The sequence below is a fragment of the Pseudomaricurvus alcaniphilus genome, from assembly GCF_011440395.1.
Taxonomy (GTDB): Bacteria; Pseudomonadota; Gammaproteobacteria; order Pseudomonadales; family Cellvibrionaceae; genus Pseudomaricurvus; species Pseudomaricurvus alcaniphilus.
Genome location: NZ_JAAOIX010000003.1, coordinates 228,597 through 251,071 on the forward strand (window position 1 = coordinate 228,597; position 22,475 = coordinate 251,071).

16 protein-coding genes are annotated in these 22,475 nt (G+C 59.7%); 9 read left to right on the forward strand and 7 right to left on the reverse strand.

Features of this window, described 5'->3' with window-relative positions; all coding sequences use genetic code 11:
• Positions 1-347: 347 nt before the first annotated feature.
• Positions 348-1,796 carry an adenylate/guanylate cyclase domain-containing protein gene (locus G8764_RS22935; RefSeq protein ID WP_166164359.1) on the forward strand — a complete coding sequence of 483 codons (1,449 nt, stop codon included), beginning with the start codon at positions 348-350 and terminating at the stop codon, positions 1,794-1,796.
• Between the two features lie 141 nt (positions 1,797-1,937).
• Positions 1,938-3,059, forward strand: coding sequence for a hypothetical protein (locus tag G8764_RS09365; RefSeq protein WP_166164360.1), 1,122 nt, complete (start codon positions 1,938-1,940; stop codon positions 3,057-3,059).
• Positions 3,060-3,183: 124 nt separating this feature from the next.
• Here G8764_RS09365 and G8764_RS09370 read toward each other — a convergent pair whose 3' ends face one another.
• Positions 3,184-4,404, reverse strand: coding sequence for an NAD(P)/FAD-dependent oxidoreductase (locus G8764_RS09370; RefSeq protein ID WP_166164361.1), 1,221 nt, complete (start codon positions 4,402-4,404; stop codon positions 3,184-3,186).
• Positions 4,405-4,647: 243 nt separating this feature from the next.
• Between G8764_RS09370 and G8764_RS09375 the strand changes: the two genes are divergently transcribed.
• The 7 genes from G8764_RS09375 (at position 4,648) to secF (ending at position 13,016) form a co-directional block, all read left to right on the forward strand.
• The gene (locus G8764_RS09375) at positions 4,648-5,709 is read left to right on the forward strand and encodes a helix-turn-helix transcriptional regulator (RefSeq protein WP_166164362.1); all 1,062 of its coding nucleotides are present in this window, start codon (positions 4,648-4,650) and stop codon (positions 5,707-5,709) included.
• Entirely contained in the window at positions 5,709-6,488 is a 780-nt protein-coding gene (locus G8764_RS09380; RefSeq protein ID WP_166164363.1) for an amidohydrolase, read from the forward strand. Before G8764_RS09375 ends, G8764_RS09380 begins: the two co-directional genes overlap by 1 nt.
• A gap of 87 nt (positions 6,489-6,575) precedes the next feature.
• Complete coding sequence (locus tag G8764_RS09385) at positions 6,576-7,706, forward strand: aminotransferase class V-fold PLP-dependent enzyme (protein WP_166164364.1); 1,131 nt, start codon at positions 6,576-6,578, stop codon at positions 7,704-7,706.
• 94 nt (positions 7,707-7,800) lie between these two features.
• The gene (queA, locus tag G8764_RS09390; protein ID WP_166164365.1) at positions 7,801-8,862 is read left to right on the forward strand and encodes a tRNA preQ1(34) S-adenosylmethionine ribosyltransferase-isomerase QueA; all 1,062 of its coding nucleotides are present in this window, start codon (positions 7,801-7,803) and stop codon (positions 8,860-8,862) included.
• Positions 8,863-8,869: 7 nt separating this feature from the next.
• Entirely contained in the window at positions 8,870-9,982 is a 1,113-nt protein-coding gene (tgt, locus tag G8764_RS09395; RefSeq protein WP_166164521.1) for a tRNA guanosine(34) transglycosylase Tgt, read from the forward strand.
• Between the two features lie 129 nt (positions 9,983-10,111).
• Complete coding sequence (gene secD, locus G8764_RS09400; RefSeq protein ID WP_207951798.1) at positions 10,112-11,986, forward strand: protein translocase subunit SecD; 1,875 nt, start codon at positions 10,112-10,114, stop codon at positions 11,984-11,986.
• A gap of 106 nt (positions 11,987-12,092) precedes the next feature.
• Positions 12,093-13,016, forward strand: coding sequence for a protein translocase subunit SecF (gene secF / locus G8764_RS09405; RefSeq protein ID WP_166164366.1), 924 nt, complete (start codon positions 12,093-12,095; stop codon positions 13,014-13,016).
• 445 nt (positions 13,017-13,461) lie between these two features.
• Here the strand turns inward: secF and G8764_RS09410 are convergent, their stop codons facing one another.
• From G8764_RS09410 to hypF, 6 genes are all read right to left on the reverse strand, one after another.
• On the reverse strand, positions 13,462-14,259 hold the full coding sequence (locus G8764_RS09410; RefSeq protein ID WP_166164367.1) for an inositol monophosphatase family protein: 798 nt from the start codon (positions 14,257-14,259) through the stop codon (positions 13,462-13,464).
• Positions 14,260-15,612: 1,353 nt separating this feature from the next.
• Entirely contained in the window at positions 15,613-16,035 is a 423-nt protein-coding gene (locus G8764_RS09415) for a glycine zipper family protein (protein ID WP_166164368.1), read from the reverse strand.
• A gap of 1,341 nt (positions 16,036-17,376) precedes the next feature.
• Complete coding sequence (gene hypE / locus G8764_RS09420) at positions 17,377-18,429, reverse strand: hydrogenase expression/formation protein HypE (protein ID WP_166164369.1); 1,053 nt, start codon at positions 18,427-18,429, stop codon at positions 17,377-17,379.
• Positions 18,430-18,653: 224 nt separating this feature from the next.
• Complete coding sequence (gene hypD / locus G8764_RS09425) at positions 18,654-19,727, reverse strand: hydrogenase formation protein HypD (RefSeq protein ID WP_166164370.1); 1,074 nt, start codon at positions 19,725-19,727, stop codon at positions 18,654-18,656.
• Entirely contained in the window at positions 19,724-19,966 is a 243-nt protein-coding gene (locus G8764_RS09430) for a HypC/HybG/HupF family hydrogenase formation chaperone (protein ID WP_166164371.1), read from the reverse strand. The genes hypD and G8764_RS09430 overlap by 4 nt, the downstream gene beginning before the upstream one ends.
• Positions 19,957-22,440 (reverse strand): carbamoyltransferase HypF, encoded by a 2,484-nt coding sequence (gene hypF, locus G8764_RS09435; protein WP_166164372.1) that lies wholly within the window; start codon positions 22,438-22,440, stop codon positions 19,957-19,959. The genes G8764_RS09430 and hypF overlap by 10 nt, the downstream gene beginning before the upstream one ends.
• Between the last annotated feature and the right edge of the window lie 35 nt (positions 22,441-22,475).

Sequence of the window (22,475 nt, forward strand, 5' to 3'; positions counted from 1 at the left end):
AGCCGCCCATGGGCGATAGCAGTATGATGGTGTGATAACCCGTGTCTGCTGCAGCCCCGGCTCGATATTCAGGTCTCATAACTATTCCTAATTACGCCTATGAATAAGCCAGCTATCGGCGATAGTAAACATATACCCTATAGCCCTTGGGACAGCAGCTTTGCTCCCGGCCTGGCTCCAGGGGCTTGCTTTCAAGACTCGCCGAGGTTCCATCCATGGAGGCTCCACGACAGCATCCCTGCTGTCGAGGGTCTTGAAAGCAAGCCCCCGAAGCCAGACCTAACATAGTGCCGGCTGCACGAAAGCTTAACTTAGGTAGTAATTAGGTAACTATTAGAGAGGGTGCCGTGTTTCAGGAGGTTGGTCGTCAGTTACAACGATGGTCACAACGCCTCGTAAATGCCTATGCCCGTCTTTCGGTGGTATACAAGCTGGCGCTGACATCCTGGTTGGTGTTGGTGGTGGGTACTGTGCTGCTGTTGCTGGTGGTGGTCAACTACCAGCGACAGTTGCTCAATATTCAAATCGAATCCCTCGGTAATATCATCGCCAGCCAGTTTGCCGCCAGCGTGACCGAGCCGCTCTTCACCGGCGACAGCATGGCACTGGAGGTGCTGACGGTTAACCTGGTCAAAGATCCGAGGGTTCGAGCGGCCCGGATTGTGGATCACAAGGGTGAGGTTGTGGTGCGGGTGGGTCGTTTTGTAGCCCCGGCGGCCTATACACCTGCGCCGCATCCGGCTGGTCAGGTTATTGTGGCGAAGGGTGCGGTTGTTGTCACCAGTCCGGTGGTTTTTAACGAGGTGAGCGCCGGCGAGGTGGTGGTTGAATTTATCACCCTGGATGTCCGGCGCAGTTTTGAGTGGATGCTGCAAACCATCGTCTCGGTGGCGCTCGCCATGATGCTGATTCTGATGCTGTGCGCGTTTGTTTTCAGTCGGCACCTGTCGCGACCCATTACCTCCCTGGTTGAGGCTACCGAAAAAATTGGTGCCGGCGATTACGATATTGAGGTGCCATCCGGCCGGGAAGATGAAATTGGCCGCCTGGCAGATGCGGTGCAGCAGATGGCGACGGGCTTGCAGCACAAGCGCCGGGTCGAAAGCCTGCTCAACAGGGTGGTGGCGGCGGACGTGGCCAAAGCCTTGTTGATGGACACCGGGGCGGTGAATGGTGGCAGCGAAAAAGTTGAAGTGTCGGTGTTGTTTGTTGATATCGTCGGCTTTACCGCAATGACGGAGCGTCACTCTCCGGACGAGATCGTCACGTTGCTGAACGAGTATTTTGGCTATTTTACCCTGTGCAGCCAGTTGTTCTTTGGTACTGTGGACAAGTTTATTGGCGACTGTGCGATGATTATCTTTGGTGCTCCCCGGCACAGCAATGATCATCGCTTTCAGGCCCTGGGCTGTGCAGTGGCGATACAGCGCTTGCTGGAAGAGTTGAATCGGCGCCGCCGCGACACCGGGCACGAGCACATCCGGGTGCGCATCGGGATTAACTCCGGCGAAGTCATGGCGGGTACTGTGGGAGCGCAGCAGCGAATGGAATATACCGTTATTGGCGACACGGTAAACCTTGCCTCCCGCCTCACTGCGCTGGCGGAACCGGGTTCAATTTTGGTTGGCGAGGCCACGATCCAGCATCCGTCGCTGGCGGGCAGGGCGATTTACCGCAGCCTCGGCGAGTTCTCGGTAAAAGGCAAATTGGCGATGACCCGGGCGGTAGAGGTCATTAATATTGCGCCCGATTATGCCAATATAATCGACAACCTGATTGAAGATATTTTGCACTGAAGGTTGCTCATACAATTGCAGGTTTGACTGAACCCCACAGATGGAACGCCGGACACCAACAAGGATCTCCCTCGTAAACCTGCGCAACATATAAATAGTGCCTGCCGCGGGCTATTGCGGCAGGTGTGAGGGTAGACTCTGTTGATACAGTTATTGCGTCTGCTGGCGTTCATCCTGATGGTTAGTGGTTTGCAGGGTTGCAGCTCGCTGGCTCGCACGCCGGTCACGGCCGCTGATTTTCAGGCGGCGGTGGCGGCAGAAGACTTTCGCACTGCCGCAAGTGTGCTCGAACGGTTGTCGCTGGATCCGGGTGCTGACGATCTGTCGGCGTTGCGCGAAGAACTGTCACTGGCGGTTGAGCGGCGCAAACTTGAGGTGTTGGCCGAGGCCGAGCAATTGGCGACGCAACAACAGTGGCATGAGGCACTGCAAATGCTGCAACAATGGCGGCTCAAGCTGCCAGAGTCGGAACAGCTGGTTAACATGGCGGGGCAAATTGAGGCCTCGCGCGATGAGTTTATTGACGAGCAGCGCTTGCAACTGATCCACCACCGAGCCGCCCAGCTGCCGGACCAGCTGGCGCTGTTGGAAAAAATCCGGCTGGCGGACCCCGGCCGCTTGCTCAGTAGCTGGCAGTTGCACTCCGCCAGGCAACAGGGCTTCAAGCTGGTGGCAGAATTACTGGATTGCGCCGAGCGCAGTATTCGAATTGGCGCAATCGAGCGGGCAGAATTTTGCCTTGAGGTGGTGTTGCCGATCGCCAATAGTCGGCAAATCGAACAGATTGCGGCGGCCCAGCGAATTATTGCCGCCTCTAAACGCCAGGCTGAAAAGCGCCGGCCCGCCCCGGTAGTCAAGGTTGAACCGCGGCCAAGCAAAGTGACGGACCAGGTGCAGTCGAGCGACAGCGCCGCCGCTATTGCTGCCGCAGATGACCAGCGCCGGCAAATGCTGGCCGATTATGAGGATGCGGTGGCGGCGGGCTGGTGGCTCTCGGCGCGGGAGAAACTGGGCGAACTGGAGGCGGCCTGGCCGCAGGATCCACAGGTAAAGCGGCGGCGGGCAGAGTTAAAGCGCCTGATTGCCGAGCAGGTCAGCAGCGAAATTCAGCGCGGCCAGTACTTGTACAGTCGGGGCGAGATCGAGCAGGCGCTGCAAGTGTGGCGCAAGGCCAAACCGCTGGATCCGAAAAACACCGTGCTGCTGGCCCATATCGCGCGGGCGAAAAAATTCCTGGCGAAGCTGGATGAGCTGGAAAAATAGCCGGTTGCTGCAGGGTTGGCTTGAGGACTGCGACTGGCAGCGGCCCCGGTTGACAGCTGCAGGTGCGGCTGAGGGGCAAATACTCGGGGCAGGGGCGACGCCCGGCCCCGAGCATGGCAGCTTCTTAAGCGATCATTTCCTTCGGCTTGAGTGACTCGTCGGCCAGTCGGGCCGGGTCGACCGCCAGGCCCTCGGCAATGATCTTTTTACTGACCATAAATTCCTGCGGTCGATTGACGCAATCGGCAGAAATCAATTTGCCCTGCTTCAGGTAGAAGGCGACAAAGCTGCGGCCCTGGTCTTTATCGCCGCGGATGACCACTTCGTCATAGCCCTGGCTGAGCCCGGCGATCTGCAGTTTCAGGTCGTATTGATCGGACCAGAACCAGGGCAGGGCGTGATAGACCTTGTCCTTGCCGCAGATGCTGGCGGCGGCGGATTTGGCTTGCTCGCTGGCATTGGGTACCGACTCCAGGCGCAGGCGGATGTCGTAGAAAGCGTTGGGGTGATTGGCGCAATCGCCGGCCGCTACTATATCCGGGTCCTCGGTGCGGGCGTACTTGTCGACCACGATACCATTGTCCACCTTGAGGCCGGCCGCTTCAGCCAGCTCCACATTGGGGATGATCCCCACCCCGATAATCACCAGGTCGGCATCGAAGTGGGAACCGTCGGCACAGACCACGCGGCTGACCCGGTCTTTGCCCTCAAAGCCCGACACGGCGATACCGGTTTTAATGGTCACTCCCTCTTCGTCGTGCACGCGGGTGTAGAACTCACTCAGTTCCGGTGCGGTTACACGCGCCAAAACTCGCGGTGCCATTTCCAGGACGGTGACGTGCATACCCATTTTTTTCAGTGACGCTGCGGTCTCCAGGCCAATATAGCCACCGCCGACAATAACCGCGCTTTTACCCTTGCTGACATAGGGTTTGATTTTTTCCACGTCGTAGAGGTCGCGCAGATAGTGAATGCCTTCCAGTTCGACACCGGGCAGTTCAACGGTGCGCACCCGAGAGCCGGTGCAAAGGGCCAACTTGTCGTAGTGCAGCTCCTCGCCGTGGCTGAGAGTAACGGTCTTGGCGCCGCGATCAATGCTGCTGACCCGGGTGCCCAGCATAAATTCAACATTGGCTTTTTCGTACATGGACTGGTGGCGAATCAGCAGTTCATCGGCGTTTTTTTCCCCGGAGAGAAAGCCCTTGGACAGCGGCGGGCGGTGGTAGGGCAGGTGCGGCTCGTCGCCGATTACAATGATTTTTCCCTCCCAGCCTTCCTGTCTCAGCGAGGGGGCGAGTTGGGCGGCGGCATGACTGGCGCCAATAATGATGCAAGTTTTATCCATGTGTAGTATCTCTTGTCAATTGGTCTGTTATTGGATTTACGCTTGTGCCGGCGTCTGTATTTCCCTGCCCAGGCGACGGCCAGTGCACGGCTATGTCTCCGCAGCGGTTAGCTGTGGGGGGGCGGGGTAAAGAGTAACCGTAAACAGTCCAGCTGTAGATAGCATTTTCGTCCATAAGGTTAGCATTAGCGGCCAAAAAAACCTATCATAATCGGCCAGTCTCGGAGCGATGAGGGGAATTCTATGGCCACTACTGATCTGAAGGGGCTCAAGCAGGTGCCGGCCTCCATGTCCGGCTCCCAGGCGGGAGAGCTTGTGGAAGTCCTGCGGGAGGAGTTTCCGCATATCGATGGCGAGGCGTTGGGCGCGCGCAGCGGGGTAGGCCGGCACTGGCGCCTGCAGGCAGCCCAGTTGGGGCAGGCAGATTTTTTCCGCCTGTTGCAGGCCCTGCACGACAGCGAGGCCCCCAATATCGCCCTGCGGGTGGCCAATCATATCCGCCTGGAGAGCCTCGGCGTCATGGGTTACGCGGTTCTCGCCTGCGCGACCCTGGAGCAGGGGCTGCACTTGTGCAGCCAGTTTATCGAACACAGTTACCCGTTTATCCGCATCACCCTGGAGGCCACGCCGGACTACGCAGTGCTCAGTTGTTCGCTACTGCCCGGCGGGCTCAGCCACGGCCAGCTGCTGCAGGAGCTGTGGCTGGTGTCGGTGTGGAATTACATTCGCGAGTTGCTGCCGGATGGCGTCGCGGCCTGTGCCAGTTTTGCCCAGCTGAATTACCCGGCGCCGTCCTATCACTGGCAGTACCAGCAGTTGCTGGGTTGCCGGGTGGAATTCCAGCGCGACCAGACCGTATTGGCGATTCCGCGCCAATGGCTGTATATCCCGGTGCAAAGGGGCAGCCGCCAGGCGCAGTCCCTGTATGAGCACCAGGTGCTGCGGATTCTGCGGGAACAGGGTTACCAGGGGGATATCGTCAATCGGGTGAAACGCTTGTTGCTGGAGCGTCCAGCGGATTGTGATTATAGCCTGGAGCAAACGGCGCCGCTGTTATCCCTGTCGAGCCGCACCCTGCGCCGCTACCTGGCGGAGGCCGGCACCACCTTTCGGCAGGTGTGTTTGGAAGTGCGCATGAGTCTCGCCCGGGACTATTTGCTCTACAGTCGCCTGACCGCACAGGAAATTGCCTTTCAGTTGGGGTATTCTCAGCCCAATAATTTTTACCGCGCGTTCAAACAGGTTCACGGGGAACCTCCAGAACGTTTCCGGCAAACCAATTTACCGGTCGCAAGGATGTCCTGATGCCAGCACAGAATCTCACCTGCACCATTATCCAGCAGAGCCTGGTCTGGCAGCAGCCCGCCGCCAACCGGGATCAATTTGCCCGGCTGATTGCCGAACAGGCCGTCGGCAGTGACCTGGTGGTGCTGCCGGAAATGTTTACCGCTGGCTTCAGCATGGATGTGCGCACCGTGGCCGAGCCGGAAACAGGAGCAACCCTGGAGTGGATGGCGCAGATCGCCCGCCAGTCCGGAGCGGTCATCACCGGCAGTTATGCGGTGCTGGTGGCGGGAGTGCCGGTCAATCGACTGGTGTGGATGCGCCCCGACGGCAGTTATGCCACCTACGCCAAACGCCACCTGTTTCGCATGGCGGGAGAGCTCGAGCGCTACCGGGCCGGCAAGGACAAGCTGCTGGTGGAGTTGAAGGGCTGGCGCGTGTGCCCGATGATTTGCTATGACTTGCGCTTTCCGGTGTGGTGCCGCAACCAGGGCGACTACGACCTGCTGATTTTTGTCGCCAACTGGCCCGCCGCCCGCGCCGATCACTGGTCAGCGTTGCTCAAGGCCCGGGCCATTGAGAACCTCGCCTGCGTGGTTGGGGTCAACCGGGTGGGGGTGGACGGCAAAGGCTACGATTACAGCGGCGACAGTATCATCCTCGATGCCCGGGGCAGGCCACTGGCAGAGCCGGGCTCGACCGCCGGTGTCTTTACCGCCACTCTCGATGGCGCCGAGCTGGACGACTATCGGCGGGCATTTCCCGCCCACCTCGACGCCGATCGTTTTACCATCGAGTAGTGCCCTGTAGAGGACGCTACATTGGATTAACCCCGGTCGCGCAAGCAGTGGGCGGCCAAACATAAAGAGAGAAGAGAAGAAAAGCTTATGCCTGGATTGTTAGCAGATGTCGACCCCGAAGGACTGCTGGAGTACTCGGTAGTATTCACCGACCGGTCCCTGAATCACATGTCCGCCAGTTTCCAGCAGGTTATGGTGGATATATCCAGTACCCTGAAACAGGTATACAACGCCCAGGCTGTGGCGGTGGTGCCCGGTGGCGGTACCTTCGCCATGGAGGCGGTGGCGCGCCAGTTCGCCAGCGCGCAGAAGTGCCTGGTGATTCGCAACGGCTGGTTCAGTTATCGCTGGAGCCAGATTCTGGAGATGGGCCAGATCGCCCGCGATATTACCGTCTTGGCGGCGCGACCGGTGGAAGAAGGGCCAGAGGCGGCCTTTGCCCCGGCCCCGATCGAGGAGGTGGTGGCCGCCATCGCCCGGGAAAAGCCGGCGGTGGTGTTCGCACCCCACGTGGAAACCGCCTCCGGCATGATGCTACCGGACGACTATATTCGGCAGGTGGCGCAAGCGGTGCACCAGGTGGGTGGATTGTTGGTGCTGGATTGTATTGCCTCGGGTACCCTCTGGGTCGATATGCAGGATTGTGGCGTGGACGTGTTGATCAGTGCGCCGCAGAAGGGCTGGAGCGCTTCCCCCTGCGCCGGCCTGGTAATGCTGGGTGAAAACGCCCGGCAGCGACTGGAGACCACCACCAGCTCCAGCTTCGCCTGCGACCTGAAAAAGTGGTTGCAGATTATGGCGGCCTACGAAAACGGCGGTCATGCGTATCACGCCACCATGCCCACCGACGGGCTGGTGAAGTTTCACGCTTCCATGCAGGAAATGCAGCAGCTCGGCTTTGACCGGCTGCGGCAGCAGCAAATCGAATTGGGCGCAAAAGTCCGGGCGCTGCTGGCATCACAGGGATTTAAAAGTGTGGCGGCGGAGGGTTTTACTGCGCCCGGCGTGGTGGTCTGCTACACCCGGGATGCGCAGCTGCATTCGGGCCTCAAATTCAAGCAGCTGGGTTTGCAAACTGCGGCTGGTGTGCCGTTGCAGTGCAACGAGCCGGAGGACTACCAGACCTTTCGCATCGGCCTGTTCGGTCTCGACAAGCTGGCCAATATCGACCGCACAGTGGCGACTCTGGAGCAGGCGCTGCTGAAGTTGGGTGAGTGACTGGCGGCAAAAACTCAACCCCCGCGTGGCAACGGGCGGGGTTTTGCTATACTCTTGCGCCCCTTAAACACAGCCGGTAAAACAGACTTTTTCAATGCGTCGTCAGGACTTCTCTTACCACTTACCCAAGCAGTTGATCGCCACCGAACCCACCAGTCGCCGCAGCGCCAGCCGCCTGCTGCGCCTGGACGGCGACAGCGGCGCAATTCAGCACGGCCAGTTTACCGATCTGTTGCACTGGCTTGAACCCGGCGATCTGCTGGTCTTCAACGACACCCGGGTGATCCCGGCGCGGGTGTTCGGGCGCAAGCCCAGCGGCGGCCAGGTGGAGATCCTGATCGAGCGGGTGCTGGACAGTGAGCGGGTGCTGGCCCATGTCCGCGCCAGTCGCTCGCCGCGGGTGGCCTCCACCATCCTGCTGGAGGACGACACCACGGTCACCGTGGTTGACCGCCACGAGAGCCTGTTTGAGTTGCAGTTTCCGGCTGGCCGGGCGGTGCTGGAAGTGCTGGAGCGCATCGGCCATATGCCCTTGCCACCCTATATCGAACGGGACGACCTGGAGTTTGACCGGGAGCGTTATCAAACGGTGTACGGGCGCAAGGCGGGCGCGGTGGCAGCACCCACCGCCGGCCTGCACTTCGACGAAGAGCTGTTGCAGTGCCTGCAGAACAAGGGCATCAAGCTGGCGTTTGTTACCCTGCACGTGGGGGCCGGCACCTTCCAGCCGGTGCGGGTAGACAACATTGTCGAGCACACCATGCACGCCGAGATCATGGAGTTGAGCGAGGAGGTGTGCGAGCAAGTGAAGCAGACCCGGGCCGCCGGCGGCCGGGTAGTGGCGGTCGGTACCACCAGTGTGCGCTGCCTGGAAACGGCGGCCCAGAACGGTGAAATCACCCCCTACCAGGGTGAAACCAATATCTTTATTTACCCCAGCTACCAGTACCAGGTGGTGGATGCGCTGGTGACCAACTTCCACCTGCCGGAGTCTACCCTGTTGATGCTGGTGTCCGCTTTTGCCGGTTACCGGCACACCATGGCGGCCTATGCCGAGGCAGTGGCGGAGAACTACCGCTTCTTCAGTTACGGCGATGCCATGTTTATCACCCGCAACCCCCGCGCAAGCATCGAGGAGGTTGGCTGTGACCCGTGAATGTTTTATGAGCTTCGAGCTCGATACCACTGAGCAGCAAGCGCGCCGCGGCCGTTTGCGCTTTCCCCGCGGCGTGGTGGAAACCCCTGCCTTTATGCCGGTGGGCACCTACGGCACAGTCAAAGGCATGTTGCCCCGGGACATCGAGGCCACCGGTGCGCAAATTATCCTCGGCAATACCTTTCACCTGATGTTGCGACCGGGCACCGAAGTGGTGAAGGCGCACGGCGATCTGCACGACTTTATCCAGTGGCCGGGGCCGATATTGACCGACTCCGGCGGCTTCCAGGTGTTCTCGCTGGGCAAAATGCGCAAGATCAGCGAGCAGGGGGTGGTCTTTCGCTCCCCTATCGACGGTAGCAAGGTGGAGCTGAACCCGGAGATCGCCATGCAGGTGCAGCGTGACCTGGGCTCGGATATTGTCATGATCTTCGATGAGTGCACACCCTATCCGGCCACGGAGCAGGAGGCCCGGGTTTCCATGGAGTTGTCGCTGCGCTGGGCGCAGCGCAGCAAAGACGCTCACGGCGACAACCCGGCGGCCCTGTTTGGCATCGTCCAGGGTGGCATGTACGAGCAGTTGCGCAGTGAATCACTGCAGGGGCTGGAGGCCATAGGTTTTGATGGCTATGCCATCGGCGGCCTGTCGGTGGGGGAGCCGAAGGAGGATATGCTGCGGGTGCTGAATCATTTGGCGGGGCAGATGCCCGCCGACAAACCCCGCTACCTGATGGGGGTGGGCAAGCCCGCGGATATCGTCGAAGCGGTGCGCCGCGGCGTGGATATGTTTGACTGTGTGATGCCGACCCGCAACGCCCGCAACGGCCACCTGTTTACCAGCAGCGGGGTAATCAAGATCCGCAATGCGCGCCATCGCCACGATACCGGCACCCTCGACAGTGATTGCGATTGTTATACCTGCAGTAATTTCAGTCGCAGTTATTTGCACCACCTGGACAAGTGTGGCGAGATTCTCGGCGCCCAACTCAACACCATTCACAATCTGCGTTACTACCAGAATGTGATGGCGGGCTTGCGGGAGGCGATTGCGAGCCACGACCTGGACGGTTTCCTGGCGCGTTTTTACGGTAATCAGGGGCTGGATATACCGCCCCTGTAACAATCATGAGTATAATGCCGGGCTTTGTTCGCTGCGGCGCACGTTCTGACTGAGTCCCGGGCGCTCTGTGCCCTGGCAGTTGCGAGAATAAACGTTTTGGGCCGGGAATGGCCCTGTTTGGAAGTTTCTATGTTGAATCGTTATCCCCTCTGGAAAAACCTGCTGGTTTTATTTGTTGCGGCGCTGGGCATGATCTATGCGGCCCCTAATCTGTACGCCCCGGACCCGGCGGTGCAGATCTCCGGTCAATCCGGCGCCACCGTTATCGACGAGCGGGTGCTCGGCGCTGTCACCCGGTCCCTGGATGAGGCGGGTATTGAGTATTTTGGTGCCGAGTCCGACGGCAACAATGCGCTGCTCAGGCTTACCAGTGCCGAACATCAGTTGGCCGCCAAGGAGGCAATCCAAAAAAGCCTGGGTGATGATTTTGTGGTGGCGCTGAATCTGGCGCCCACTACTCCCCAGTGGCTGCGCAACTTCGGGGCCGAACCCATGAAGCTGGGCCTGGACCTCGCCGGCGGTGTGCATTTTCTGCTGGAGGTCGACACCGTGTCGGCAGTGGCCAAGCGGCTGGAGTCGGATGTGGTTGAAATTAAAACCGCGCTGCGCAAAGCCAAAATCCGCTATCAATCGGTGATCCAGGACGACAACAACGTCGTGACCCTGACCTTCCGCTCGGCCGAGGAGCGGGATGAGGCCAGTTCCGAGTTGCGCTCGGACTTTTCCAGCCTGCGGCGCGAGGCCATCGACCGGGACGGCAGCTATATCCTGGAGCTGCGCATGAGCGAGCAGGCCATCGCCGAAATTGAAGATTACGCGGTCAGCCAAAACCTCACCACGCTGCGCAACCGGGTCAATGAGCTCGGTGTCTCTGAGCCCATTGTCCAGCGCCAGGGGCGCAACCGGGTGGTGGTGGAGCTCCCCGGTGTGCAGGATACCGCCGAGGCCAAGCGGATCATTGGTAAAACCGCCAACCTGGAATTTCGCCTGGAAGCCAGGCCCTCAGAGCTGGTTACCCGGAAAGAGGCGTTCAGCTTTCGCAGTGAATTGGACCAGCAGCGTTTCGGCGACGCCTGGCTGGAAAAACAGCTGATCATATCCGGCGATCATGTGGCTAACGCCCAGTCCAGTTTCGACAGCGAAACCAGCCAGCCCCAGGTCAATATCACCCTCGACAGCAGCGGCGGCACCAAGATGCACCGCGCCACTCGCAATAATGTTGGCCGCCGAATGGGGGTGTTGTTTATTGAATACAAAACCCGCACTGACTACGTGGTCAACGAGGCGGGTGAGCAGGTGCCAGTGACAAGCCAGGTGGTGGAGCGGCGCATCATCAGCCTGGCAACCATCCAGAGTGCACTCGGCGTGCAGTTCCGTATTACCGGGCTGGATAATGTCGCCGAAGCCTCGGAGCTGGCGCTGTTGTTGCGCGCCGGTGCGCTGGCGGCACCCATGTATTTCGTCGAAGAGCGCACCATTGGTCCCTCACTAGGGGCTGAAAATATCGCCTTGGGCGTGAAGTCGGTACAAATCGGCCTCGGCCTGGTGTTGGTGTTTATGCTGGTGTTCTACAAGGTGTTTGGCCTGGCCGCCAACATCGCCCTGGCGATGAATATGGTTATCATGCTCGCCTGCATGTCGATCCTGGGGGCTACCCTGACCCTGCCAGGCATCGCCGGTATTGTTCTGACGGTGGGTATGGCAGTGGACGCCAACGTGCTGATTTACTCCCGTATCAAGGAGGAGTTGGCCAATGGCGCCTCGCCCCAGGCGGCGATTCACTCCGGTTTTGAGCGGGCTTTTACCACTATTCTGGACGCCAACCTGACCACCCTGATTGTGGCGGTTATCCTCTACGCCATCGGCTCCGGGCCGGTGCAAGGTTTCGCGGTAACCCTGTCGATCGGTATCCTCACTTCGATGTTTACCGCAATTATTGGCGCGCGGGCGGTGGTGAACCTGATTTACGGCGGTCGTCGCAACCTGGAAAAAATCTGGATTTAAGCGGCGGGCTCACGCAGCTCCGCTGAGCGGGGCTGTGTGGTCAAGATACCGCGGAGGCTGGCAGCGCAGACGCAGCCATCGGCACAACGAAAACGGATCAAAACACATGTCAGAGAACGAAAAAGTCATTAATTTTATGCGCGTGCGCCACCTGGCGGGCGTCTTTTCCCTGCTGTTAATCCTTGGGTCCATCGTGTCCCTGGCGGTCAACGGCCTGCAGTTCGGCCTGGATTTTACCGGCGGCACCCAGATCGAAGTGGGTTATGAAAAGCCGGCAGACCTCAACCAGGTTCGCTCCCAGTTAACGAGTGCCGGTTATGAAGGTGCGGTGGTGGTCTACTTTGGCGCCGAAACCGACGTGCTGATTCGCTTGCAGCGCGGCTTTGACCCGGGCCTGGGGGAAGAGATTCTCGCCGCACTGAATCGCGATGCGGCGCAACCGGTACAGTTGCGGCGCATTGAGTTTGTCGGCCCGCAGGTGGGTGAAGAGCTGCGTGACGACGGCGGTCTCGGTATGCTGTTTGCCCTGCTGGTGGTCATGCTCTACGTGGCCATGCGCTTTCAATACAAATTCTCGGTGGGCGCGGTGGTCGCCTTGATCCACGATGTGATTTTGGTGCTTGGCCTGTTTTCGGTGCTGCGCCTGGATTTCGATTTGACGGTGCTGGCCGCGGTGCTGGCGGTGATCGGTTACTCCCTCAACGATACCATCGTGGTGGCCGACCGTATTCGGGAAAACTTCCGCAAGCTGCGCACAGAGACGCCGCTGGAAGTGGTCAATATTTCCCTCACCCAAACCCTCGGCCGCACCTTGATCACCGGTTTGACCACCATGCTGGTGCTGTTTGCCCTGTATTACTTCGGTGGAGAAACCATCCACGGCTTCTCCATCGCGCTGTTGTTTGGCGTTTTAATTGGTACCTACTCGTCCATCTATGTATCCAGCTACGTACTGCTGCTGCTCGATATCAGCAAGGAAGACCTGATGCTGCCGGTGAAAGAGGGGCAGGAACTGGACGATACCCCCTGAGGCAAAGGGGTTTTATGCGCCAGGCATGGATGTCGGCGCTGCTGTGTGCTGGTGCAAAACAGGCGGGTTTTAGGCTGCTTGCTACGGGCTGGTGCAAAAATACCGTTTAAGGCCCTGAATTCGAGGTTTTTTCTGGCACGCTGATTGCTGCATACAATGCAGGGGCTTCTGGTCAATTTACGGATGAATTGAGCTTTATCAGGGGTCTCTCCAGGAATTGCAGTCAGTAACGTCCTGTCGCTAACGACAAGTTACTGCAAGATTGTTAGCAGCCAGCAGTTGGTTAAGCCAATGCTGACTGCAGGAGCCGATGCCTGCTGCGCCGGCTCCTCCAGCAAGAAGAATCTCTCTGAGCATTTAGCCCCGCTTGTCGGGGCTCTTTTTTTGGTCACTGCCCACCCACTGCGGATGGTGCCTCTGCGCCCTGCCGCCGGGCAGCGTTTATTCAGATATTGCCCATATACTTGCTGACGATTTGCAGCAGCGGCTTGAAGGTCTTTGGTGTGGCACAGACCACATTGCCCGTGTCCATGCAGCTGTTGCCGCCTTTGAAGTCACTGACCAGTCCACCCGCTTCCTTGACTAGCAGTATGCCGGCGGCCATATCCCAGGGCTGCAAGTTCATTTCCCAGAAGCCATCAAAGCGCCCGGCGGCCACGTAGGCGAGATCCAGTGCCGCGGCACCGGGGCGGCGGATGCCGGCGGTCTTGCCGGCAATTTCTTGCAGTGCTGCCAGATAGGGTGATAAGCGCTCCAGGGCGTAGCCATTGAAGGGAATGCCGGTGCCAATCAGGGCGCCGTCGAGCCCGCGGCGGGAGGAGACGCGGATGCGCCGGCCGTTCAGGGTCGCTCCTTTACCGCGGCTGGCGGTGAACTCTTCCCGGGTCATGGGGTTGAGTACGACGCCATGTTCCAGCTGGCCCTTATAGGTACAGGCGATGGAGATGGCGAAGTGGGGGATGCCATGGATAAAGTTGGTGGTGCCGTCGAGGGGATCGATAATCCATTCATAGTCGCTGTCACGGCGCTGGTGGCCGCTCTCTTCACCGAGAATGCTGTGCTCGGGAAACGCCTTGCGCAGGTGGTAAATAATCTCTTTTTCCGAGGCTTTATCGACGTCGGTGACGAAGTCGTTGCGGCCTTTTTCTTCGAAGGCGACTACGTCGACGCGTTCCAGGGCGCGCTCGATAAGCTCGCCGGCCTTGCGCGCCGCGCGCAGGGCAATGTTCAACATGGGTTCCATAGGATACCAACCGTTAAGGGCACGTAAAGTGACAATGAATGAATGTATAAAGAGCTGGCGTGAATTCTGAGGCGGGTGAGGCCGCGCCGACGCCATCGGTCAAGGGGGTGGGAGTATAACAGCGACACCGGCTCGGCTCAATGAAGGATGGCAGGAATGGAGTGGGGCACGGGTGATTTATTGTTTTGGCCTATAGAGGTGATCTGCCCGTCATGATCTTTACAAGGAAGCCCACTGCTGTAGCGGGAGCAAATGTGGGTAAGAGTGCTGATTTTATCGTAATGCACCTTCGAGATATGAGTAGGCTGCCCGTCAGCGCTGGGGGGAGCCAATATGGGTTGGGGGCTGGCTTTATCGTATTGCGCATTCGAGATATGAGTGGACTGCCCGTCATCGATGGGGGGAGCCAATATGGGTTGGGGGCTGGCTTTATCGTATTGCGCATTCGAGATATGAGTAGGCTGCCCGTCAGCGCTGGGGGGAGCCCATTGCGGATCGGCCATATCCCCCCGACCACATTTGGCGGCTGCGAAACTCAACCATTTTTTGCGCAAAAAGACGCGCAAAAAATTGGGATTCAGACAGTCCTTGCCGACTACCCCAAATGTGGTCGGGGGGATAAGCATGGCCTGATTGATCCGCAACGGGCTCCCCCCACCGCTGACTACATTGTGCTTTCTAAGAACCGTGTAAATTCACTTCTGACTTAAAGGACTGAGATCTGCTCAAGACGCGAAAGGTATGCCCTTCATACCCACCAAAACCCGCTGAAGATCGGGATAATTTATTCTCGCGAGGGCTTAATAAGCTTTATCTTTATCTTTATCTTTTTCTTTTTCCCAAAATCTCGCTCGATGCCTGGTCAAGGCTCGGTGGGTGTGCCCTGCCAGACCAATCAGGTCGCGTTTAGGCTCTCCGCGCTTTTCGGGCTTTCGCGGACGGATGTTTGAGCGAAGCGCAGCGTAGCGAGTTTCCGGGAGCGCGAAAAGTGCGGAGAGCCTGCGGCCGGTCTGGCAGGGCACACCCACCGGGCCGCCGCGCCACACAATATTTGCAACTAACAAATATCCAAGCGAAACAAAGAGAACCGACTATTAAGACATTCACCAATGGCTGGGAGCGCGAAAAGTGCAGAGAGCCTGCGGCCGGTCTGGCAGGGCGCACCCATCGGGCCGCCGCGCTAAACCATGTTTTGTCACTAACTAAAATTGAAACGGAAGCAACTATCAAGACCTTAACAAGGAGCCGCAAGAGCGAAAATCCTTGTCAGGGAATGGGCACCCACACTAGCAGCGGAAACCAACAATCCTTACGTTATCCTTATCAATAACTCTGGCCTTAATGATTTACGCGCTAATTCAGAACCCGGTAACCGCGACCGCGAATGCAGTTTTTCAGGACCTGCTGTTTGCTGCGGCCAGCTGCGGCAGCGCCCTTCGCGCCGCCGGCCACGGCACCCGCACCCGCTGCACGCTTGGCAGTATCGCTATTGCCCACAGCGGCGCCTATCAACCCACCTACCACTGCACCACCGGCCGCTCCCCCGACCACCTTGCGCCCGGTAGCCACCTCCTGGGTGTATTGCCGACACTCGTACAGGTCGCGATGGTATTGCTCCATATCCACACCCTTACGATCGATGATGACTTCGGCACCGGCAAAACCGTGTGGCTGGTTACGCGCACAGCCTGTGCTAACCAGTATCGTGATGCTCAGCAGTACCAGAGTTGGCTTGGTACAGAGTATGCGCCCAATGCTGGAATGGATATTTTTCATGCTCTCTCCCATCAGGTGGTCTCTAGCAGTATGCAGCTTCTGACTCGATTTTTCAGGAACCTCAGCCATATTCAGGCAGGAATAAATCACGGGCGCCTTTCTAGTTACGACCGCCCAGGCACAGCCTAAGTTGCATTGTATCTAATAACCCAAACGCAGAAGGGGCTATTTGGTTGACAACTTCCGGCCATCTTCCGGGATTAAGCTGATACTGATATAGCCTCACTGCAAAACTGCCGCAACGCGACCTGATGCTTTGAAAGTCCTAATTGGACACTATTGCAGCGAACACTGTTAACGAACACTGTTGACTGGATACCCACAACTGTAGCGGGAATGGGTATGGGGCGCGGTGCTGACTTTGTAGCAGTGCACATTCGAGATATGAGTGTGCTGCCCGTCATCGATGGGGGGAGCCCATTGCGGATCGGCCATATCCCCCCGACCACATTTGGCGGCTGTGAAACTCAACCATTTTTTGCGCAAAAAGACGCGCAAAAAATTGGGATTCGAACAGTCCTCGCCGACTACCCCAAATGTGGTCGGGGGGATAAGCATGGCCTGATTGATCCGCAACGGGCTCCCCCCACCGCTGACTACATTGTGCTTTCTAAGAGCAGTGTGATTTCACTTCCCACTTAAAGGGCTGAGATCTGGTCAAGACCTGATTGGTGCGCCACTACAAGCCAGCCAGAAATCGCAGAGGATCGGGGTGTTTTTCTCGCGAGGACCTCATTATTTTTATCCTTATCTTTATTTTTATCTTTATCTTTTTCCCCAAATCTCGCTCGATGCCTGGTCAAGGCTCGGTGGGGGTGCCCTGCCAGACCAATCAGGTCGCGTTTAGGCTCTCCGCGCTTTTCGGGCTTTCGCGGACGGATGTTTGAACGTAGCGCCAGCGGAGTGAGTTTCCGGGAGCGCGAAAAGCGCGGAGAGCCTGCGGCCGGTCTGGCAGGGCACACCCACCGAGCCGCCGCGCGAAACTGCATTTTATTGGGGACGGATGTTTGAGCGCTAGCGACCATTTTGAAGTTAATAAAAAGGCGGGAGCGCGAAAAGCGCGGAGAGCCTGCGGCCGGTCTGGCGGGGCACACCCACCGGGCCGCCGCGCTAAACCACATATTCTTACGAACAAATACTTAACCAGAGCACAGCGACTATTAATACGCTTACAAGACACCAGGAGCGCGAAAAGCGCGGAGAGCCTGCGGCCGATCTGGCAGGGCGCACCCACCGGGTCGCTTCGCCAAACCATGTTTTTCTACTAACAGCCTTAATTGCACACCCACAATTACAGCTGGAACCAATATAGGATGCGGTACTGACTGTATAAGTTAGAGCTCAACAAATGCGCGGTAGTGGTTGGCCCATCATGCGGCGCAGTTGCCGCTCGCTGCCGATGCTGGTCTGCAGTCGAGCGCCGCTGTTGCTGTCTGACACCTCACCGATGATGCAACTGGAGGCGCTGACGGCGTGTTGGCGCAGCAGTTGTAACGCGATTTCAGCATCGGCTTTGGCAACAAAGGCGATAAAGCAGCCCTCGTTGGCCAGGTATAACGGGTCCATGCCGAGCAGCTCGCAGCCGCCGCCGACGGCGTCGCTGATAGCAATGCTGTTTTGTTCTACCGAAATGCCCAAGCCGCTGGTTTCCGCCAACTCCACCAGTGCCGTTGCCAGGCCGCCGCGGGTCAGGTCGCGCAGGCAGTGTAACTCGATGTCAGCGGCTAGTAGCGCGCTCACCGGGCCAGTCAAGGCTGCGCAGTCACTGCTCAGGGGGGCCTCGAAACTCAACCCCTCGCGCTGGGCCATAATGGCCAGGCCGTGGCGGCCAATATCAGCGGAGAGAATGATTTGGTCGCCGGCGCAGATGGATTGCGGGGCGATTAGCCTGTCAGTACAGCGCTCGCCAATACCGGCGGTATTGATATAGAGGCCGTCGCCGTGGCCCTTGTCCACCACCTTGGTGTCACCGGTGACGATCTGTACGCCGGTCTCGTGGGCGGCTGCGGCCATAGAGTCGACGATTTGGGTCAGGGTGGCAATTGGCAAACCCTCCTCCATGATCAGGCTGCAGCTCAGGTAGCGGGGCAGGGCGCCGGCCATCAACAGGTCGTTGACGGTGCCGTAGACCGCCAGTTTGCCGATATCCCCGCCGGGAAACACAAGCGGATTGACCACGTAGGAGTCGGTGGTAAAGGCCAGTGCATTGCCGGGCAGCTGCAGCAGTGCACTGTCGTGGGCGCGGTCCAGTTCCGGGTTGGCGAACCGCGGATAGATGATTTGTTGCAGCAGGTTTTGGGTCAATTGGCCGCCGTCGCCGTGGCCCAGCTGGATCACGTCCGTGGGCGATGAAGGCAACGGGCAGTGCAGATTGAATTCAGGCTGGTCGGGCATTTACTACTACCTTTGTGGACGTGCTGTTTATGAGTGCTGCAAGCGCTAACCGCGATCTGGGCATAGGGGTGGAGCTATGGGTCTACCTGTTTAGCGGTTTTGTAATTGGCGTACCTATGAGTGGCATTATCGATGCTAGCGTACAGGGCGGCAGTGAAGATTTGTTGGCATCGCCTCTGCTGTGCCGTGCGCCGGATGAATGGTACTGGCTCAATGGCATTGGCTCAATGGTACTGGAAATAGGCGGCGCAGACTCCCTCGGAGGATACCATCGGTGCGCCCAGTGGGTGTTCCGGCCGGCAGCGAGTGCCGAAATGGGGGCACTGCTGGGGCTTTTTCAGGCCCAGCATGATAGCTCCGCTGATGCACTCCTCCTGTGCCGCGGGTGCATTGCTGGTGGTGGCGAGCCCGGCATCAAACTGCTGGTATTCAGCCCGCAATTGCAGGCCGCTGCGCTCGATAATGCCAATCCCGCGCCACTCCTGGTCCGCCGTTTGAAAGACTGTTGACACCGCCTCTTGCGCCAGTGAGTTACCCGCGTCGCGCACTACTCGGGAGTAGGCGTTGCAGGCGTAGGCCTGACCGCTTTCAAGTTGTTCGACGCACTGTAAAATCCCCTGCAGGATGTCGGCGGGCTCAAAGCCGGTAATGACGATGGGCAGGTGGTAGCGCGCGGCCAGGGCTTGATACTCTGCCATGCCGGTCACCGCACAGACGTGGCCGGGGGCGAGCAGACCCTGCAGGCGCGACGAGTTGGCAGTGGCGATGCTGGCCAGCGCCGGCGGTACCAGGAAGTGGGCGACCAGGACGCTAAAATTGGCCAGCTGTTGTGCCCTGGCAGTTTGCAGGGCGATGGCCGTTGCCGGGGCGGTGGTTTCAAAACCGATGGCAAAAAAGACGATTTGCCGGTCCGGGTTGTCCCGGGCCAGGGCCAGTGCGTCCAGCGGCGAATAAACCATGCGCACGTCGGCGCCTGCGGCCTTGGCTTCCAGCAAACTGTGTCCGGAGCCCGGTACCCGCAGCATATCCCCGTACGAGCAGAATAGGACCTGCGGGCGCCGGGCCAGGCTGATGGCTTGATCGATGGTGCTGGCGGGGGTGACACAGACCGGGCAGCCGGGCCCGTGCAGCAGCTCGATGCCAGCGGGCAACAGTTGCTCCAGCCCGTATTTGACAATGCTGTGGGTCTGGCCGCCGCACACCTCCATCAGCACCCAGGGTTGGCTGACCCGGGCGGCAATCATTTTTAGCAGCTGGCCGATCAGTTGGCTGTCGCGGTATTCCGTCAGGTGTTTCATGGCGTTCCCTCCACCGCTGGAATCGAATTCAAGGTCGCAATAAGCGCGGCCGCCGCCTCTTCATCCAGTTTGCTGATGGCCAGGCCCACATGGACGATGACGTAATCGCCCACCGCGGCGTCGGGCACAAAGCTTAAATTAACGGTTTTGCGGATGCCGCCAAAGCTGACCATGGCCTCCCGCGCCAGGGGTTCATCGCTGAGAATTTGCTCGACTCGACCGGGAATGGCTAGGCACATGACGGCGGGGTACTCTTGTGTTTAGAGGGACGGGATTGCAACCGCGGCGGCCTGGATTCGGCACTCTCGTGCTCCCCGGTTTCACAGGCGGCAGTATCAGGTTGTACAGGGGACAGTTGCTTGCTGTTGGGTTTGGCACTATTGAGTTGGGCATAGTAAAGCTGGCCAACCGCCAGGCCGCCGTCATTGGGCGGCACCCTGGCGTGGCTGAACAGAGGTTGCCCGGTGGCGCGCAAGCGGGCAGTGACGGCCTCGGTGAGCAGGCGGCTTTGAAACACACCGCCGCTGACAAAGACAGGCAGCTCGGGATAGGTCTCTGCTACGCCGACAATCATATCTGCCAGGGTGTTGTGAAACGCCGCCGCCAACGCCGCCGCGGGGCGGCCGTTTTGCGCCTGCTGCAGCAGGGCTTCCAGGGTCGGTTGCCAGTCGATAACCCGGCACTCGCCGGCTGCGGCAATGGTATAGGGCAGGGCATCGGTGACCGCGGCCGCGGCTGCCCGGGATTCCAGCACCATAGCCGCCTCCGCCTCGTAGCGGTTGCGGTAACACAGCTGCAGCAGCGCTGCCACGCCATCGATCAGGCGGCCGGCGCTGCTGCAGGTGGGGCTGTTGATACCGCGCTCGAGCATGACCTGCAGGCTGCGCCACTCGGCCGGGCTAAACGCCGCCTGCAAACAGGCGGGAGGGCTGGGCTGCGCGCCGTGCATTTGGTAGAGCAGTGCCAGTGCTGCGCGCCTCGGTTCGCGTATTGCCTGCTCGCCGCCGGGCAGGCTAAACGGGCGCAAATGGGCGATCCTGGTGACCTTCCCGCCTCCGTCCCAGTGAAAAAATTCGCCCCCCCAAAGGGAGCCGTCGCTGCCCAGGCCGCTGCCATCCCAGCACACGCCGAGGGCCGGACCGCGATGCTGATGTTCGGCCAGGCAGCTGAAGAAATGGGCCACATGGTGTTGTACCGGCAGCTCCGGCAGGGTGCTGCTTGCGCACCAGTGGCTGGAGCCATAGTCGGGATGGGCGTCGCGGAGCAGCAGTTGTGGCCGTTGCTCGAAGCGCTGCTGCAGGCTGGCGATGGTGCCGTGAAAGTGCTGCTGTGACCCTGCGCTGTGCAGGTCACCGATATGCTGGCTGGCTAAAATCCCTGCGGGCAGGGAAAGCGCGACGCTGCTTTTCAGGTGCCCGCCCAGGGCCAGCATGGGCCCGGCCTCCTGCGCCGGCGCAGATTGCAACAGGTAGGGCGCCAAGCCGCGACCGGCGCGCAGGGTGACCACCTGCTCGGCAATGACCCGGACCACGGAGTCGTCGAGGCGAGTAGTGATGTCCAGATCGTGCAGCAGTAACAGGTCGGCGATCGGGCCGAGCCGGTCCAGGGCAGTGCGGTTGTCGCTGCACAGGGGCTCGCCGCTGGGGTTGCCACTGGTGGCGACCAGCGGCTGCTGGAATTGATCCAGCAGCAACTGGTGCAGTGCCGAGCTGGGCAGCATGGCGCCGAGGCTGTGAATGGCTGGCGCAATGCCGGCGGGCAAGCGCTGCCGCGAGCGCAGCAGCACGATGGGTCGGGCCGGCGAGGTCAGTGCCTCGACCTCGCGGCGATCCGGGTCGCAGTAGTGCCGGACTTGCTCGAGCGAGTGAAACATCACCGCCAGGGGTTTGGCCGGGCGCTGCTTGCGTTGGCGCAAGCGCGCGATGGCGTCGGGGTTGCTGGCATCCACCAGCAGTTGCATGCCGCCAACGGCTTTCAAGGCCACTACCTGGCCGGCGCGCAAGGCCGCCACTGTTTGCGCCAATGCCTCGGCAGCGCGGCCAATGCAGCCACCGCTGCGGTCGAGCAATTGCAGGCTCGGCCCGCAGTTGGGGCAGGCGATGGTTTGGGCGTGAAAGCGGCGATCGCCGGGGTTGTGGTATTCCCGCGCGCACTCGTGGCACAGGGCAAAGCCCTGCAAGCTGGTGTTGGCTCGGTCAAACGGCAGCCTGGTTAAAATCGACCAGCGCGGGCCGCATTCGGTGCAGCTGGTAAAAGGGTATTGGTAGCGACGCGCGGCGGGGTCGCGTATCTCCTGCAGGCACGCTGGGCAGGGCGCCCGGTCGGTGGGTACGTTCAAGTGCGGGGTGCCCGTATCCAGGCTTGGCCGAATAGTGAAGCCTGGCTGCTGATGCAGGGTTGGGCCCTGCAGGGATTGTTCGCGCAGAGTTTGTTCGGGCAGTGCTTGTTCATGCAGGGCTTGTTCGTGCGGGGGCTGCTCGGTGCAATGCAGTCGCTCAATGACGGCCAGCGGCGGCAGCGCATGCTGCAGTTGACGGGTGAACTGCGCAACCTGATCGGGCCCGCCCTGTACCTCCATAACGACACCGCCGGCGCGGTTGGCAACCCAGCCCGCCAACGCCAGTTCTGTGGCCAGCCGGTAGATAAAGGGGCGCATGCCGACACCCTGCACAGTGCCGGTAATCTCGATGCGGCGGCGAGTGCTAGTTGCCACCGCGGGGGCTGCGCGCGCAGGTTTGCGGATAGGGT

Bases quoted from the DNA above. Each gene is read 5' to 3' on its own strand.
- G8764_RS09370 (WP_166164361.1), bottom strand. From the start codon at position 4,404: ATGGATAAAACTTGCATCATTATTGGCGCCAGTCATGCCGCCGCCCAA.
- G8764_RS09375 (WP_166164362.1), top strand. From the start codon at position 4,648: ATGGCCACTACTGATCTGAAGGGGCTCAAGCAGGTGCCGGCCTCCATG.
- G8764_RS09380 (WP_166164363.1), top strand. From the start codon at position 5,709: ATGCCAGCACAGAATCTCACCTGCACCATTATCCAGCAGAGCCTGGTC.
- G8764_RS09385 (WP_166164364.1), top strand. From the start codon at position 6,576: ATGCCTGGATTGTTAGCAGATGTCGACCCCGAAGGACTGCTGGAGTAC.
- queA (WP_166164365.1), top strand. From the start codon at position 7,801: ATGCGTCGTCAGGACTTCTCTTACCACTTACCCAAGCAGTTGATCGCC.
- tgt (WP_166164521.1), top strand. From the start codon at position 8,870: ATGAGCTTCGAGCTCGATACCACTGAGCAGCAAGCGCGCCGCGGCCGT.
- secD (WP_207951798.1), top strand. From the start codon at position 10,112: ATGTTGAATCGTTATCCCCTCTGGAAAAACCTGCTGGTTTTATTTGTT.
- secF (WP_166164366.1), top strand. From the start codon at position 12,093: ATGTCAGAGAACGAAAAAGTCATTAATTTTATGCGCGTGCGCCACCTG.
- G8764_RS09410 (WP_166164367.1), bottom strand. From the start codon at position 14,259: ATGGAACCCATGTTGAACATTGCCCTGCGCGCGGCGCGCAAGGCCGGC.
- G8764_RS09415 (WP_166164368.1), bottom strand. From the start codon at position 16,035: ATGAAAAATATCCATTCCAGCATTGGGCGCATACTCTGTACCAAGCCA.
- hypE (WP_166164369.1), bottom strand. From the start codon at position 18,429: ATGCCCGACCAGCCTGAATTCAATCTGCACTGCCCGTTGCCTTCATCG.
- hypD (WP_166164370.1), bottom strand. From the start codon at position 19,727: ATGAAACACCTGACGGAATACCGCGACAGCCAACTGATCGGCCAGCTG.
- G8764_RS09430 (WP_166164371.1), bottom strand. From the start codon at position 19,966: ATGTGCCTAGCCATTCCCGGTCGAGTCGAGCAAATTCTCAGCGATGAA.